At 46.8% G+C, this 16,893-nt stretch carries 11 protein-coding genes; 8 read left to right on the forward strand and 3 right to left on the reverse strand.

What is annotated here, in order from left to right; translation table 11 throughout:
- Nucleotides 1-6: 6 nt before the first annotated feature.
- Together nusG and D3H65_RS11530 are read right to left on the reverse strand one after the other, a co-directional pair.
- Complete coding sequence (gene nusG / locus D3H65_RS11525) at nt 7-516, reverse strand: transcription termination/antitermination protein NusG (protein ID WP_119050455.1); 510 nt, start codon at nt 514-516, stop codon at nt 7-9.
- A gap of 280 nt (nt 517-796) precedes the next feature.
- A complete protein-coding gene (locus D3H65_RS11530) occupies nt 797-1,465 on the reverse strand; it encodes a response regulator transcription factor (RefSeq protein ID WP_119050456.1) in 669 nt (222 codons plus the stop codon).
- 536 nt (nt 1,466-2,001) lie between these two features.
- Here D3H65_RS11530 and D3H65_RS11535 point away from each other — a divergent pair.
- The 8 genes from D3H65_RS11535 to D3H65_RS11570 all read left to right on the forward strand — a co-directional run bounded on the left by D3H65_RS11535 (nt 2,002) and on the right by D3H65_RS11570 (nt 15,340).
- Nucleotides 2,002-2,751, forward strand: a complete 750-nt coding sequence (locus D3H65_RS11535) for a DeoR/GlpR family DNA-binding transcription regulator (RefSeq protein WP_119050457.1) — start codon at nt 2,002-2,004, stop codon at nt 2,749-2,751.
- 75 nt (nt 2,752-2,826) lie between these two features.
- A complete protein-coding gene (locus D3H65_RS11540) occupies nt 2,827-6,009 on the forward strand; it encodes a SusC/RagA family TonB-linked outer membrane protein (RefSeq protein WP_119050458.1) in 3,183 nt (1,060 codons plus the stop codon).
- Between the two features lie 29 nt (nt 6,010-6,038).
- Nucleotides 6,039-7,688 carry a RagB/SusD family nutrient uptake outer membrane protein gene (locus D3H65_RS11545; RefSeq protein ID WP_119050459.1) on the forward strand — a complete coding sequence of 550 codons (1,650 nt, stop codon included), beginning with the start codon at nt 6,039-6,041 and terminating at the stop codon, nt 7,686-7,688.
- A 416-nt stretch (nt 7,689-8,104) separates the two neighbouring features.
- Nucleotides 8,105-8,785 (forward strand): hypothetical protein, encoded by a 681-nt coding sequence (locus D3H65_RS11550; RefSeq protein WP_119050460.1) that lies wholly within the window; start codon nt 8,105-8,107, stop codon nt 8,783-8,785.
- A gap of 222 nt (nt 8,786-9,007) precedes the next feature.
- The gene (locus D3H65_RS11555; RefSeq protein ID WP_119050461.1) at nt 9,008-9,757 is read left to right on the forward strand and encodes a DeoR/GlpR family DNA-binding transcription regulator; all 750 of its coding nucleotides are present in this window, start codon (nt 9,008-9,010) and stop codon (nt 9,755-9,757) included.
- A gap of 142 nt (nt 9,758-9,899) precedes the next feature.
- Nucleotides 9,900-13,022 (forward strand): SusC/RagA family TonB-linked outer membrane protein, encoded by a 3,123-nt coding sequence (locus D3H65_RS11560; RefSeq protein WP_119050462.1) that lies wholly within the window; start codon nt 9,900-9,902, stop codon nt 13,020-13,022.
- 18 nt (nt 13,023-13,040) lie between these two features.
- Nucleotides 13,041-14,567, forward strand: a complete 1,527-nt coding sequence (locus D3H65_RS11565; protein ID WP_162915564.1) for a SusD/RagB family nutrient-binding outer membrane lipoprotein — start codon at nt 13,041-13,043, stop codon at nt 14,565-14,567.
- Nucleotides 14,568-14,578: 11 nt separating this feature from the next.
- Complete coding sequence (locus tag D3H65_RS11570; RefSeq protein WP_119050464.1) at nt 14,579-15,340, forward strand: DUF4397 domain-containing protein; 762 nt, start codon at nt 14,579-14,581, stop codon at nt 15,338-15,340.
- A gap of 171 nt (nt 15,341-15,511) precedes the next feature.
- On the opposite strand, the gene D3H65_RS11575 is transcribed toward D3H65_RS11570, so the two are convergent.
- Nucleotides 15,512-16,747 (reverse strand): nucleoside recognition domain-containing protein, encoded by a 1,236-nt coding sequence (locus D3H65_RS11575; RefSeq protein ID WP_119050465.1) that lies wholly within the window; start codon nt 16,745-16,747, stop codon nt 15,512-15,514.
- Nucleotides 16,748-16,893 lie beyond the last annotated feature (146 nt).

Here is a 16,893-nt window from a genome sequence, read left to right on the forward strand (position 1 = left end):
ATTTTATCAGGATGCGATCAATAAACTTTCTGATGGAAGATTACACAACAGGTTACGTTGCAATAAATGTACCCGCACCAGTATTTTTTTCTTTTCACTCAACTGTACAATTTCACAGGAAAGCCCTTTCAGCGGGCCTTCATGGATAACCACCTGCTGTCCCGGATAAAAATAACTGCCCGAAACATCGATTTCCAGCGCTTTTTCCGTGACCACTTTTATGTTTTCCACGATCGATCCATCCACCCGGGCAATGACCTTGCCCACTTTTACATAATTTAATACACTCTCCACCTGCATCCCCTGGTAATAATCCGACAGGTCCCGCAGGTATACAAATATATAGGAAGGAAACAACGGCACTACCACCGTTCTTTTACTACTGCGGTAAGCCGCCACTTTTTGCGTGACCGGCAGAAAACAATCCATTTTCAGGTCTTCCAGCAGTTCTTTTACTTTTTTCTCATGACGGGGCCTGGTGTACATCAAATACCATCCAGTGTTAAAATTTGCCATACCCGGAAATTTTTACATCAGTTAATACAACAATAAAGCTATCGCTACTGCAAGTACGGTTATACTGCACTCAACGATATGGGTATGACTAAAAGGATGGTTTTACAAGAGATCAAGGACAAGGTTCAGCACAAATAAATCAAAAAAAATCAGTTCCCCGTTGGGTATTCCTGCTAAATCAAAATACGGGTATTACGAAAAATGGAAGCGGGCGTTAAAATAAAAAACCGGATCGCGAACGATCCGGCCACAAAAAAGTATACATCGTAATGAGGTACGTTTATAATCCTACGTCTGTAGATTGTTGATTCTTAATAATATTATTAGTCAGTGCGTATTTCAACAACCCGATCGTTGATTTTACACCTAGTTTCTCTTTCATATCCTGCCTGATCTTTTCCACCGACCGGACACTGAGAAAAACCTCACTGGCAATTTCCCGGTTGCTTTTTTCCTCCCACAACAACTGGAGTATATTGCGCTCCCGCATATCGAAGATCACACTTTTGCCCGTCACATTCTTTTTGGCGCTCCAGTAAAGCGCTTCCGTGAGCATCTTACTTCGGTAAATACGATTCTCGGAAACCGAATTGATCGCCAGGATCAAACTCTCCGGTTCGTCGGCCTTCGAAACATACCCGTAGATCCCAATGTCCAGTAGGGTATTGATCAGCACAACATCTGTGCACATAGACAAAACAATGATCTTGAGGTCGGGAAATTGATCCCTGATAAATTTTAAGGCTTCTTCCCCGCTTAATTGCGGAAGATAAAGGTCCATGATCAACACATCAACCTTCGTTCCTCCCAGTTTCGTCCCCAGCTCAAAAACATCGCTGGCGTGAATAAGTACATTAATGTTCTTTTGCTCTGAAAGAAAGGTTCTTAGCGTTTTTCTAAATAAAGTATGGTCGTCAACTAGCGCAACGTTCACTGTATCTAATATCATAGGTAAGGTTTGTGCGTGCCCTGATTATGCTGCTACATTTTACATGGACGCAAGTCACCAGGTAAAACGCAGACCGTTTCTAAATTTACAGAAAATATTATTATACAAAACTCATCAAATAATTTTTACGGTAAAATAAAGATGATAATACTACTAACCGGTGATAGTATACGAGCAATGCTACTGAATAGATGTTACTAACCGTAACGATATTGATCAATTAACAAAATGAAAACACAATAGGTAATCACTTTTTAAAATTCACCTTCGCCCTTTTGGTTCCACACTATTTTGCAGTTTTCTCCGGGTAGCGCTTATTTTATATACCCAATCCAGCCATCAACTCTTTAAATTTCCGCTTCCGGTTCTTCACCCGTTGCCGGGTCCTGTTTTTCCGGAAAGGATTCAGCCTCAATACAAAACCCGCAAATTCCACGCAAACATTGCAAGCTTTGATGTAATATATGTCATTTTGTTCATTTTTTTGCTGCTTTATGCGATATTATACCTAATTTGGGCCATCAACCAAGGCCGATATGCTTAAAAAAGAACGACAAGCTTACATACTCCGGCAGGTAAACCTGCATAATAAAGTATTGTCTTCCAGTCTGAGTAACGAAATCAATGTTTCGGAAGACACAATTCGCAGAGATCTGCACGAATTAGCAGAAGATGGCAGGATTATCAAGGTCCACGGCGGCGCCCTCTCCCACTCTTTTCACGATATCTACAATCCGGCCGGCAATATTTACCTCCATGACCATAAGAAAATAATAGCCGAAAAAGCCGCGGCACTCATTGAAGACGGCATGTATGTACTAACCAGCGGCGGCACCACTATCCTGGAACTCGCCCGGGTATTACCACCTCAACTCAGGGCCACCTTTGTTTCCGGCAGCCTGCCCGCCATTGTTGAATATCTCCACCATCCGAATATCGAGGTCATTGTTATCGGAGATAAAATATCAAAGAACAGCCGCATTACCGTAGGAGGAGATGCCATCTCCAAGATCGGGCATATCCGCGCCGACCTCTGCTTCCTGGGTGTAGATGCGATCCATGTACAACAGGGCGTTTCCGATAGCGACTGGGATGTAGTACAGCTGAAAAAAGCCATGATCGAATCCTCCCAAAAAGTAGTTTGTCTCAGCATTGCCGAAAAGACCAATGCCGTAAAACCCGTACATGTTTGCCCCGTAAGCAGCATCCATACACTCATCACCGAATTACCACCAGGTGATCCTTTTTTACAACCTTATGTCAATGCCGGCATAGAGGTGCTTTGATCCCTTCCACTCTACCTTATCCTTCCGGTCCCTTAAGAACATCAGCGAGGCTCCATACACTTTAAATACCATTTTATGAGTAAGACAAAACCACTATTCCTGCTTGTGTTGCTTTGCCTGACCGGCTTTGCTTACGGGCAGACGATTACCGGGGAAATCATCGACAAAACGACCCGGACCCCCATTGCCGCTGCTACCATTACTGGTAGCAAAAGCAAAAAAACCGCCGTGTCCGATGCCAGCGGAAAATTCACTATTCAATTAAGCGACGACAAAAGCGTCGAAGTATCCTATGTAGGGTATACCGCACAAACAGTAGGAATAACGAATGCCATTAACTATATCATTGAACTGGAACCTTCCAACTCCTCCCTCGACCAGGTAGTGGTGGTAGCCTACGGTTCACAGAAAAAAGCCAACCTTACCGGCGCTGTTACCACAGTTGATGTTTCCAAGACCATGCAAAGCAGGCCCGTCAATGATCCTGCCAAAGCCTTACAAGGCGTGGTGCCCGGATTGACCATCACCTACAGCAATGGAGGACTCACCGCCGGCCCCGGTATCAATATCCGTGGTATTGGCTCCGTAAGTGGTACCAGCAAACCATTGATCATGGTGGACAATGTAGAAACTCCCGACCTGTCCATCATCAACCCCAATGATATAGAAAGCGTTTCCGTATTAAAAGACGCCGCCTCTACATCTATCTATGGTGCACGCGCCGCATTTGGTGTGGTGTTGATCAAAACCAAATCGGGCAAGCGTAACCAGCGCACATCCATCGTTTACTCCAACAACTTTTCCTGGAATAAACCCACCACCTTACCCGATTTTGCCGATCCCGTTCCCGAGCTCACAGCACTCGATGAAGCCTCCCAGCGCTCCAACATTACCAATCCGGAGATCTTCGGTATGAAACTGACCACCCTCAGGGAAGGGATCAAGAACTGGCAACAGAAATATGCCAACAACAGGAAGAGCAATGAAATGGTAGAAGGCGAAGACTTTGAATACAACACCACCGATAAAAGGATGTATTTCTACCGGGTGTGGGATGCCAAGGATATCATGTTGAAGGACTACAGCAGTGAAATGCAACAAAACCTCAGCATCAGGGGCGGCAGTGAGAAAGTAGGTTATTACGTTTCTACAGGCTACAGCAATGAAGGCGGTATCCTGAAAATGAACCCCGATAATGTGAAGAAGTACAACATTACTGCAGCTGTCAATGCTTCTGTAACTCCCTGGCTGGATGTGGATGCCAAAATGATGTACCGCAACTTCAAATACGAGTATCCTTTCCAATACCAGGATTACTGGTACTACTTCTGGCGTTGGGGCTCTTATTTCCCTTATGGTACTTACAATGGCAATTATTTCCGCCATACCCCCGCTTATATGGCACAGGCCAATACCAACAATGTAGTGGACAACTACAGCCGTATTGACCTGGGCGCTACTTTTAAGATCACCAAAAACCTCAATATCCGCGCCGACTATACCATTGGCCGCGATAACGTATTACGCCATGAAGCAGGCGGTCCCGTAATGGCTTACGACTTCTGGGCTACCGAATATCCCAAACTGGCCAATGTGGCCACCGTTTCCCAGGACCGCACCTCCTATGGTACCGGCCGGTACCTCGTCAATACCCTCAATGCTTACGCCACTTACAACAAGACCTTCTTTAGCGACCACAATGTGAAAGTAACCGCTGGTGTGAACATGGAACAGAACGAGTACCTCAACTTTACGGCTGAGCGCAGGTCACTGCTCGATCCTGACAAGGATGAACTCGGTCTTGCTACAGGTGACCAATTCGCCAGTGGCAGCCATTCTAAAAATGCTTATGCTGGTTATTTCGGTCGTATCAACTACGATTTCCAGGGCAAATACCTGTTGGAACTGAATGGCCGTTATGATGGATCCTCTTCCTTTTCTCCCGATGATCGCTGGGCCTGGTTCTCTTCTGCCTCTGCAGGTTACCGCATCAGCGAAGAAGCATTCATGGACGTTTTAAAGCCTGTTGTTTCTGATATGAAATTCAGGGCGTCCTACGGATCAGTGGGTAACCAGGATGTAGGCGGCAACTTTTACCTGGAGACCATGAGCAACTCCACAGCCAGCTGGATCACACCAGGTACCACCACCCGTGTACCAACCATCCTCTCGCCACGTTCCGTAGCCCAGTCCCTCACCTGGGAAAAAGTAACCACTATCGACTTAGGAACCGATATCCGTTTACTCGACAATAAAGTAGGTGTTACTTTCGACTACTACCAGCGTACTACCTCCGGCATGCTCATCAATCCGGCCATACCGGCCACTTTCGGTACCGCAGCTCCCAAGATCAATTCCGGAGAATTGCGCAACCGTGGTTGGGAACTTAGCATCGATGGTAATATGAATGTAGGCAAAGACCTTAACCTGTATGGTGTACTTACCCTGGCCGATAACAAAGCCGTGATCACCAAATGGGACAACCCTTCCAAACTTATCAGCCAAAATTATGAAGGCAAAGTATGGGGTGAGATCTGGGGCTTTGAAACCTATGGTTTCTTCCAGTCTGCTGATGACGTAACCAATTCGCCCAGCCAGACAGGCATTGCCGGAGATAAATTCGTGTATGGCCCTGGTGATATCAAATACAAAGACCTCGATGGTAACAAACTGATCAATGGAGGCAAGGCCAGTGCACTCGATCCGGGTGATATGAAGGTGATCGGCAACAGCCAGCCACGTTATCAATACAGTGCCCGCCTCGGTGGTACTTACAAGGGATTTGATCTCGACATCTACATCCAGGGCGTAGGCAAACGTGATTACTGGGGTATTGGCAATATCGCCATCCCCATGTACCAGGGTGCTGATATCCTGTATGCACACCAATTGGATTACTGGACACCCACCAACACAGATGCCCGCTATCCCCGCCCCTTTATCGGTAATATTACCGGAAAGATCAGCGGCCTGGCCAATGGCGCCAACAACTTTTATCCGCAAACCAAATACCTGCAGAACCTGGCTTATTGTCGCCTGAAGAACATTACCCTCGGGTATACATTGCCTGCTGCACTCGTTACAAAATATAAGATCCAGAAACTGCGCATTTACGTGAGTGGTCAAAACCTGGCAGAGATCTCCAACGTAGGGCTTCCCCTCGATCCGGAAATTACCGATGGTGGTGATTTCAACTTCCTGGGAAGGACCTTCCCTTTCGAAAGGAATTTCTCCTTTGGCTTACAGGTAACACTTTAACCGATTTGTGTAGCATTAAAATCTGAAATATGAAACTTACACATAGATTAATTGCACTGTCCGCAGCAGCTTTATCGCTGGCCGGATGTTCCAAATACTTAGAAACGAAAGTGCCGGATCAGTTTCTCGATGAAGATTACTGGACCAGCGAAAACAACGTAAAAACGTTTAGCTGGGAATTTTATAACCTGTTTACCGGTTTTGGTACTGGTACAACGGCCGATTTCTATTTTTCCACTTTTACCGATGACCAAGCCAACACAGGGTTGAATACTTTCCCCACCGTAGCTGCTGCTACCAATGGCACCTGGGACTGGACCCTGATCCGCAAGGCCAATATCATGATCAACCGGGTCAACATTGTTCCCATGAGCGATGAAGCCAAGAACCATTGGCGTGCAACAGCCCGTTTCTTTCGCGCATTTGACTATTTCAATAAAGTAAAGACCTTTGGTGATGTACCCTGGATCGGAACACCGTTGGTGATTACCGATACCGCGATCGTTTATAAACCACGCGATCCAAGAAAACTGATCATGGACAGCGTATTGGAGGATATTAATTATGCCATTGCCAATCTCCGGACCGATGCTACCAATACCGTCAATAAGAATGTGGCCCTGGCTTTCAAATCAAGGGTTTGCCTTTTTGAAGGTACCTATCGCAAGTACCACACAGAACTCGCCTTACCTGATGCTGACAAATGGTTACTGGGCGCCAAAGAATCAGCTGAACTCGTAATGGCTGCCGGCTTTAAACTCGGCAACTATAAAGACCTGTATAGCTCCATGGACCTGGCTGGCAATAAAGAAGTACTGTTGTACAAAGCCTATGTGCCCGGTGCTATGACACACTCCGTGATCGGTTACACCAATAGTTCCACCCAGATGCATGGCCTTACCAAATCGGCCGTTGAATCTTATGTGGCTACCGATGGTTTACCCATCGGGCTGTCGCCCTTGTACCAGGGTGATGCAGATATCAAAAAAGTACGCGCCAACCGCGATCAACGACTGCTGGTAACCATCGACACCTTCCTGTGCTACAATGGTACACTCGTAAGTGGTCTTAGTTCCAGTTCAGGCTACCGTCCTTCCAAGTTCCTGAATCCGGCAGCTACCCAATTGGCGCCGAACAATGAGACCGATGCCCCTATCTTCTACCTGTCTGAAGTATTACTGAATTATGCAGAGGCAGTGGCAGAATTGGACCAGTTAGGTAAATACACCTTTGGCCAGGCCGACCTGGATAAATCCATCAACCTGTTGCGTGCCCGTGCAGGCGTAGCCAAGCTCGAATACATGGGTGGCCAGACAGTGGGTGTGGGCGGAGCCACCTTCACCGATCCGAAGAAAGATGCTGACGTAACCTCCCTTGTTTGGGAAATACGTCGTGAAAGGCGCGTTGAGCTGATGATGGATGGTTTCCGTTACCAGGACCTCATGCGCTGGAAGAAAGGCGAATACCTGGACAACTCAAAGAATCCTGATATTTTCCTGGGTGCTAAAGTGCCCGACAATGGCAAAGTATTGCGGAATGCTGCTGGTTATATCATGACCTATACGGCAGCTACCAAGCGCGTCTTTATCGATCCCAAACATTACCTGACGGCTGTTCCTACAGGACAGATATCCCTGTATCCTGCTGGTGTGCTCAAACAGAATCCAGGCTGGGAGTAGTTATTTAAATAGTAACTTTTCCATAAAAAATAGGATGCCTCAAAAAGGCATCCTATTTTTTATGACGCAATTGTTACGTTCAGGCTTTCTTCCATGACCCCTAACGGGACCTTCCCACTTTGATCCATAGTCCTTCCGTACTACATCCATAGTAAAGGCGCATTTTCATAAACATTGGCACCCCTCCAACCTCTCAATCACCCTCAAGCCAATAATAAGTAATTAATAATCAATTATGTACTGCTAATACCTGGCACCTAATAGCTAATACCTTGTTCTCCTACCCCTTAGTCATTCCGGTCATTCCGGTCAATATTGTCATTCTGGTCATTATTGGTCATTATAGTCATTTCGGTCACCCTTATCCCAAAATATAAAAATCATCAGTAAATTTAATTATTCAAATCATCGCCGCTATGGCCGAAGTATTGGGACCTTTATTTTTCGAGTGTACCTGGGACGACCTCACCTTTTACAAGATGGAGGGCCGCTACTTCGTACGCAAGAAAAGCCGCCTCACCCGCGAGAAGGTCCTCCATCACCCTGCTTTTGCCAAAACCAGGTTCTATGCCAACCGGCTGGCCGTGGCTTCTAAGATCGCTGCTGCCATTTACAGCGACCTGCCCCTCCACTGGCGACAGTTCTGGATGTACCGCGACTTCACCGGCGAAGCCATCAATAGGCTCAACCAGGAAGCCACACCCCAGGAAGCTTATGATTACCTCTGGAAAACCTATGTGGAGTATTGGGTGCTTTACCAGCAAGCTACCGGCATCCCATTGCAAACCGGCCGTAAACAGCAACCCGTCAAAAGACCAAAGGACTACAAGACCCGCCTCAAGCACCGCAACAGCAATCCCAAATGCTGCCGCTACCGACGCCTCATTGGCCGCAACCATTGGAAAAGCAGTTATGACAACACTGCCGAGCTCCTCGAAAAAGAGCGCAAGCGTCAGGCCCGCGAGAAGAAACTCCGATGGCTCGAAGACCAGCACCGCAAAGGCCGCTACAAAGCCCAGGAAGAACGCTGGCGTAAAATGCAGGCCAAACTATTGGAACTCCCACCGGAAATCCGCCTAATTCTACAATCCGCGTAATCCGCGTTTAAAATCTGGTAATCAGCGATTATCCGGACTTTCTACCTTCCTATTTCCGCATAGTCCTGCAAAAATAGCCTACATGTGAACTAAATTATATAACAACCAGCCTCCATATCAGGTATTTGCAGGAATATTTACAACATCTTGCAAATTTAATTTGCAACTCCTGCCAGCTTATGCGGTAATTTACCTACTTTGTGCGTGTTAACCCACTAACCGATGCTTAAGAAGGAACGACAGGCTTATATATTACACCAGGTCAACCTCCATAACAAAGTGTTGTCCTCCAGCCTTAGTCTGGAAATCAGTGTATCAGAAGATACCATCCGCCGCGACCTACAGGAACTGGCCGATGAAGGCAAGATCATCAAAGTACACGGAGGAGCACTCTCCCACTCTTTCAACCAGGTGTACTATCCCTCCAACAACGTCTATTCACATGATCATAAAAAGATAATAGCGCAAAAAGCCGCATCTCTCGTAGAAGATGGCATGTTTGTGCTCACCACCGGCGGCACTACCATCATTGAGTTGGCCCGGGCATTACCACCACAGTTAAGAGCCACCTTTATATCAGGCAGTATCCCTGCTGTGCTCGAATACATGCACCACCCTACTATTGAAGTGATCCTGATTGGCGACAAAGTGTCTAAGAACTCAAAAATAACCGTGGGCAGTGAGGCTATCGCACAGATAAAACGCATCCGCGCCGATGTCTGCTTCCTCGGTGTCAATGCCATCAGCATTAAAGACGGCATCACCGACAGTGATTGGGATGTGGTTCACCTTAAAAAAGCAATGATCGAATCTTCCCGCAAAGTAGTCTGCCTTTCCATTGCTGAAAAGATCAACTCTCTTCAGCCCATCCATATCTGTGAAGTGAATAAGATCCATACACTCATCACTGAATTATCACCGGACGATCCGATGCTAAAGCCCTATCGTGATGCAGGTATTGAAGTACTCTAAACTTTATTAAGTCAATAATCCTATACCGGGAGGTTGCAATACCTCTTGAATAACCGTATTCTCTGTAACCAGCGGCCTTATCCTTGTGCAACTCATTGTATACAACGACTGTTTATAACTTAAAAGCTAAAAAACTCAGCTTATGAGAAAGACCCTTCGGCTGCTGCTGGCAGTGTTCCTGTTACTGCCAGGCGTTACCGTATCGTACGCGCAGGAACGAACCGTCATCGGAACCATTTATTCCGAAGACAATACCCCGCTCGTTTCCGTCACTGTTACCAACAAGACTACCAAAAAATCAGTAGTAACAAATCCTTCCGGCCGGTTCATCATCCAGGCCGCAAAAGGACAGGTACTCGCTATTTCCTATATTGGCTATGCCAGCAAGGAAGTTACAGTTGGTGACAATGCAGAGATCACTATCAAGCTCAGTTCATCTCAAAACCAGATGGATGCCGTGGAAGTTACCGCCCTGGGTATACCCCGAAGCAAAAAATCCCTCGGTTATTCTACCCAACAGGTAAAAGGGGAAGACCTCGCACAAGCACAAAGGGAAAACCTGCTCACTGCCCTGGCAGGTAGGGTGGCCGGTGTTACCGTCACTACCACTACAGGGTTGCCGGGCGCCTCCGTAGGCATCATGCTGCGTGGCGCTGTATCCATGGATGGCAGTAACCAGCCCTTATTTGTTATCGATGGTATGCCCGTTGACAACTCCACCTTTCACCAAAGCGCCCTCGTATCAGATGGGCCCAACCGCAATAACGACTATACCAATAGGTTGGGTGATATTAACCCCAATGATATTGAAAGCATCAACATACTGAAAGGTCCTGAAGCTACCGCCCTTTACGGTAATGCAGGAGCTTCCGGCGCTATCATCATCACTACCCGCAAAGCAAAAGCCGGTCGCAGCCTCACCTCTTATGACAATGCCTTTAGAGTTGAAAAAGTGACACGCTTCCCCGAAATTCAACAGATATATGGAAGAGGAACAGCTGGTAACAGAGATCTGTTGACCAGAACCTTTCTCGGTCCCAAGTTTGCCGACACAGCAACCCTTTACAACAATATTGAAGGTTTCTTCAAAAACGGTTTCACACAGAAACACAACCTGTCTGTTGAATCAGGCAGCGAGAAGAACTCTTACCGCCTGTCTACCAACTATGTTGACCAGGATGGTATCGTGCCCCAAACTGGCTACAGAAGATTCTCTGCACGCTTGACCGGTAGTGCGATCCTTTCTCCCAAATTTGACATCCAGTCTTCATTGAACTATGTAACCGTTAAAACACGGAAAGCTACCAAAGGTCAATTTGGCTTTTTGCTTAGCCTGCTTACCTGGCCCAGTGATGACAACATCAAAAACTACCTGAATCCCGATGGCTCCCGCAGGGAGATCAGCGAAGGGTCTACCAGCGAGATCGACAACCCCTATTGGGATGTGGAAAAAAACAGAAGCGAGGATGAGACCAATCACTTTATCGGTAATGTAAACCTGAATTTCAAGCCTTTCAAATGGCTCTTGCTGAAGACCACCCTGGGTGTTGACCAGCAAACCACTACTGGGTTTACTTTTATCAACCCCCAATCCAGGTCAGGTATTTCCACCGGTGGTAATATTGAAACCTTCACAGAGACCAATCTATTATACACTGGTCAGTTTACAGCGATAGCTACCAAACAATTCCGCGATGTAAGTACACAATTCGTTACCGGTTTTGCTTTCGACCAGAAAGAATATGAAGTAAACGCCATGCGTGGTGAGCGGTTTTACCTTCCTGAATACATCAGTATCAACAATACCGATCCCACTACTATGCGTTCAAAAAGTACCCTCAACAGGGTAAGGAATGTAGGCTGGTTTGGACAGGCACAGGCCGGGTATAAGGACATCATCTTCGCTACCCTCTCTGCCAGGTATGATGGCGCCTCCACCCTCGTAAGACCGGTAAGGCCAGAGACAACATTGGCCGAGAGGACAGACCCCGCCTTCTTCTTCTATCCTGCAGCCAGCTTAGCCTTCAACTTCTCAGAGCTGGAGCCATTCAAATCCATGTCATGGCTGGATTATGGTAAACTGAGGTTTTCCGCCGGTAAGACCGGTAAAACAGCCAAGTCGGCCTATGTAACAGACAACCGCTATGTACCTGTACAAACCACAGGTGGTGGTTTTGCACTCAGTGTGTATGCCGGCAACGAACAACTCACCCCTGAGTTTACCTACAACTATGAAGTTGGTACGGAAATGAAATTCCTGAAAAACAGGTTGGGTATCGATGTAGCCTACTACCATGTAGAAAGTAAAAGCCAGATATTAGCCCCCCGTGTTAGCTACGCATCAGGCGCCATTCTCAAATGGCTCAACGGAGGTACTATCCGCAACAGAGGCATCGAAGTAATGCTCACAGGTACTCCCGTAAAAACAAAAGACTTTAACTGGGATGTGACCGTAAACTTTGATAAGAACGTCAACAGGATCACCGCAATGCCCGTTGGTTTGCCCATGTTCTACATTGCCGATTATGACATGGTACCCTTTGGTGGTGTAAAAGCAATGTATCGCGAAGGCAACTCTATCAGCGCGCTCGGTGTAGAAGCAAGTGGTGCTACCGCCTTCCAAAGAAACAATGCAGGCCAGATCCTCATCAATCCATCCAGTGGATTGCCATACAGAGACACAGTTGGAAGCATGTTGGGCGATAGAAATCCCGACTTTAAAATTGGCTTCATCAATACCATCAGGTATAAGAACTGGAGCTTAAACTTTAACTTCGATATCCGCAAAGGTGGCGATATCTTCAATGCCAACGACCTGGTATTAAATAACATTGGCCTGGGCAAAAGGACTGCCGACAGAGAAACACCCCGTGTAATACAAGGTGTACTGAAAGATGGATTGGAAAATACAGCTAATCCCACTGCCAACACCATCAGCGTTACTCCTTATTATCAAAACGGGTATTACAACAATATCTACAACGTAGAAGATTATTTTGAGAGGGATATTAATTGGATCAGACTGAGAGATGCCACCCTTTCTTACAATTTTACCAGCTGGCTCACCAAAAAGAATTCCTTCTTTAAATCCGGCTCCATATTCGTTACCGGTACAGATTTATTCATACTCACCAATTACACAGGCGTAGATCCCAACGTAAGCGGCTTGACTGCTTCTGCTGGTGGTTATGGTGGCCAGGGTTATGATTATGGCGCATTGGCTTTGCCAGTAGGTATCAACTTTGGTCTCAGGGTTTCTTTCTAATTATCAAAATCAATGGATATGAAAAAATATAAGGTTCTATATATAACAATCTTACTTTTTACCATCACAGGGTGCCGGAAATACCTCGATGTCAATGTAGATCCCCGCACGCCTCAGCAAACTACTGCAGAAGCATTACTTCCACACATACAGTCCTATATGGGACATGCCCTCGGATTGGATGGTCGCTACACAGGTAAATACGTTCAAAACTGGGTAAGCAATGCTGCCAACGATGCAGTAGAAGGGCATGCGTCTGCAGGTGGTACTGAAATGTGGACCATGCATTATACCAAATTGGGATTGGCCATCAACCAAATGAAAACTGATGCCATTATTAACGAAAAATGGCACTATGCCGGCGTGGCCAATGCTTTAAGGGCCTGGAGCTGGCAATTGTGTACCGACCACTACGGAGAAATGATCCTGAAACAGGCGTGGGCACCAAATCGGTTTGTATTTGATTACGACTCCCAGGAGGAAATTTACAAGGAAGTAGAAAGACTATGCCTGGAAGCATTGGATTATTTCGCCAAGGAAACCAACAAACCGATGCTGGCTTCCAGTGATTATATCTTCAAAGGCAACAAAGACCGCTGGGTAAAATTTGTTTATGGTGTATTGGCCATCAATGCCAATCACATCTCCAATAAATCCACCTACAATCCGGCCAAAGTAATTGAATATGCCAATAAATCAATGGCTGATAATACCGACAATGCACGTATCCAGTACAATGGTACAGTGGGTGGGTCAGCTACCACTTCTGATGCTTTTGTTTTAGGTCCTAAACGCGCCAATCTCACCTCCCTTTCTTATATACAGTCATCGGTGATCCTTAACATGCTCAATGGCTACTACAGGGGTGTAACCATTGCTGATCCCCGGATCGGCAACATGTTACAGAAAAGCGCTGATGGCAACTATTATGGGGCCATCCCTACCTACGGTGATCCCAATGCCACACCCACCACCAATACCAAAAGGATTCCTGCTATAATCGGTGGATTTGCAGCTCCCTGGCCCGGCAGATACCTCTACCGCGATACCATCACCTTCCCCATCATGACCTATTCCCAGATCCAGTTCATCAAAGCAGAAGCTGCTTTAAAAGCTACTCAATTGGGCGTAGCCTATACAGCTTATAAAGAAGGTATCGATAAAAGCATGGATTTCGTGAGCGGCCTTGGATCAAGCACCATCACAGCCACCCAGAAATCTACCTACCTGGGCAGTGCTGCTGTAGCACAGACTGATGCAGACCTTACCCTCAAAGACATCATGTGCCAGAAGTACATCGCATTATGGGGTTGGGGATTTGAAGAGACTTGGGCCGACCTGAGAAGATATAACTACGATACTACTGTATTCAAAGGATATGTAATCCCCGAGTTGAATAAAATGAGCAGCAGCAATGATGGTCTGTTGGTACAAAGGTATAGACCTCAGACAACGGAATACTCCTACAACGTAAAAGCCTTAGAAGCAATCGGAGCCACCAGGGATAATTACCATACCGACAAAATGTGGTTTGTTAAACCGTAAACTAAACTAACATGAAAAGACTAGCATTATTTATATTGATAGCAGCAGCGGTAGGCTGTAAGAAAGAATACAAATCGATCTATACTTTTGAAGATAAGACCAACAAAGCCAAAGTTAAATTTGTACATGTAGTGCCCAATGCCTACCCCCTTCCCGACACAGCTGCACAGGGAGGCCTGCAACTGTATGTGAATGGCAATAAAATAACCGGGGCTACCAATGTAACATACGGTGGTGGTGTATTTCCCGGACTGGAATATAGCCTTTTACCTGCCGGCACAAATACCCTGAAAGCTGTTATACCTGCTGGCGGCACCAGGCCTGAAATACCAGTGTTAGACGTCCAGTTACCATTGGGCGATCAAAAGACCTATACTGCTTTTATGGTCGACTCCTTGCCCACCCCTTCCCTATTCCTGGTGGAAGAGAATTTTACACAGGTGGCAGATTCAGGAAAGTATTTCATACGCCTGGTCAATGCAACCATGGGTGCCCCTGCACTTGACCTGTATGGTACTACAGACGCCGCTACTATGGCATCTGCTGTACCTTACAAGGCAGCCAGCGAATTCAAACAGATATTTGTAGGAACAGGAGCGCGGGGCTTTGCCCTCAGGCTGCCCGGCAGTACGGTCAACCTGGGCACCTCAAGCATTACTCCCGTGGCTGGCAGGATGTACACCCTGCTCACCTATGGCGTAATTGGTAAAGGAGGCACCCGCAACCCAAGGCTCACTTTCTATACCTCCAGGTTCCAGACCTACGAGTTTTAATTGAAGGAGTAACAATCGCGCAGATTACGAAAACCGATAACGAAAAAAGGGCTGTCAGCTTTAAGTTGACAGCCCTTTTACTATTTTACAATTGACCTGTATTAACGCTTCGCTTCAATCCCCTCGTTGCCTCTTGCCCCCTCGCATGGCGGGGTTGCCTTGATGCCTTTCTTACCCCCAGGGCCAGTTATACGCCACAATGATCGCCGTAATAATACCCGCCAGATCGGCCAGCAAAGAAGCCGGGATCGCATACCGCGTGCGCTTGATCCCTACCGAACCAAAATACAAGGCCACCACATAAAAAGTCGTATCCGATGATCCCTGGAACATACAACTCAACCGGCCCACAAAACTATCAGCCCCGTTGGCTTTCATCGCATCGATCATCATCGCCCTCGAGCCGCTGCCACTGAATGGCCGCATCAGCGCTGTGGGTAAAGCAGGTACAAAATCAGTATTGACACCCAGTTGCGCAAAGAACCAGCGCGCTCCCTGCATAATATAATCAAACACTCCGCTGTTGCGCAATACACTAATGGCCACCAGCATCCCCACCAGGTAAGGAATGATCCGCACCGCCACATCAAACCCCTGTTTGGCGCCATCGATAAATGCATCATACACCGCTATCTTTTTATACATGCCGCCCAGGATAAACACCACAAAGAGCAGGAAGATCAGCCCCGTACTCAATACATTTGAAAAGATGGTAGCATGCTCCGTGCTCAGGTGCCGCAGGAAGAAAGCCAGTCCCCCAAGGACCAGCGAACCCACCAGGCTGAATATAATAATGGCCATCCACTGCCGGCTGCTGAAATGCTGCTTAAAAGCTGTAATGATCATCGCCACCATCGTGGCTACAAAAGTGCAGATCACACAGGGAATAAAGATATCCGTAGCATTCTTCGAACCCACGATCACCCGCTGCGCGATCACACTTACCGGGATAATGCTCAATCCCGAAGCATGCAGCACCATGAACATGATCTGCGCATCAGAAGCCGTTTCCTTGTCCTTATTCAGCTCCTGCAGGCTCTCCATCGCCTTCAGGCCAAACGGCGTGGCCGCATTGTCCAGCTGCAGCAGGTTGGCCGAAAAGTTCATCATCATATGCCCCATCGCCGGGTGGTTACGGGGTACCCCCGGAAACAGTTTACTAAAAAAAGGTCCTACGATCCGCGACAATACATTGATTGCGCCCGCCCTTTCCCCGATCTGCATAAAACCCAGGAACAGCGCCATTACACCAATCAGTCCAAGCGAGATATCAACCCCCGTCTTGGCCGTTTCAAAGACCCCGTCAATGATCGTTTTGAACACCACCACATCTCCCATACACAGTCTTATCAGGGCCACTACAAAGGCGATCAGGAAAAAAGCGATCCACAGAAAATTTAATACCATATGGAATGGTTATAAGTTGTTGGTTTGATCCTTCAGGTTAAAGCGTTGAAGATAACCCAAACTACGGGAAACTTCCCGATTTCATCCCTTAAATTGGTTCCTGACAGCCACTGTTGTACATTTAGGAGGTCCAAAAGCTATATACC

The sequence above is a fragment of the Paraflavitalea soli genome, from assembly GCF_003555545.1.
Classification (GTDB): Bacteria; Bacteroidota; Bacteroidia; order Chitinophagales; family Chitinophagaceae; genus Paraflavitalea; species Paraflavitalea soli.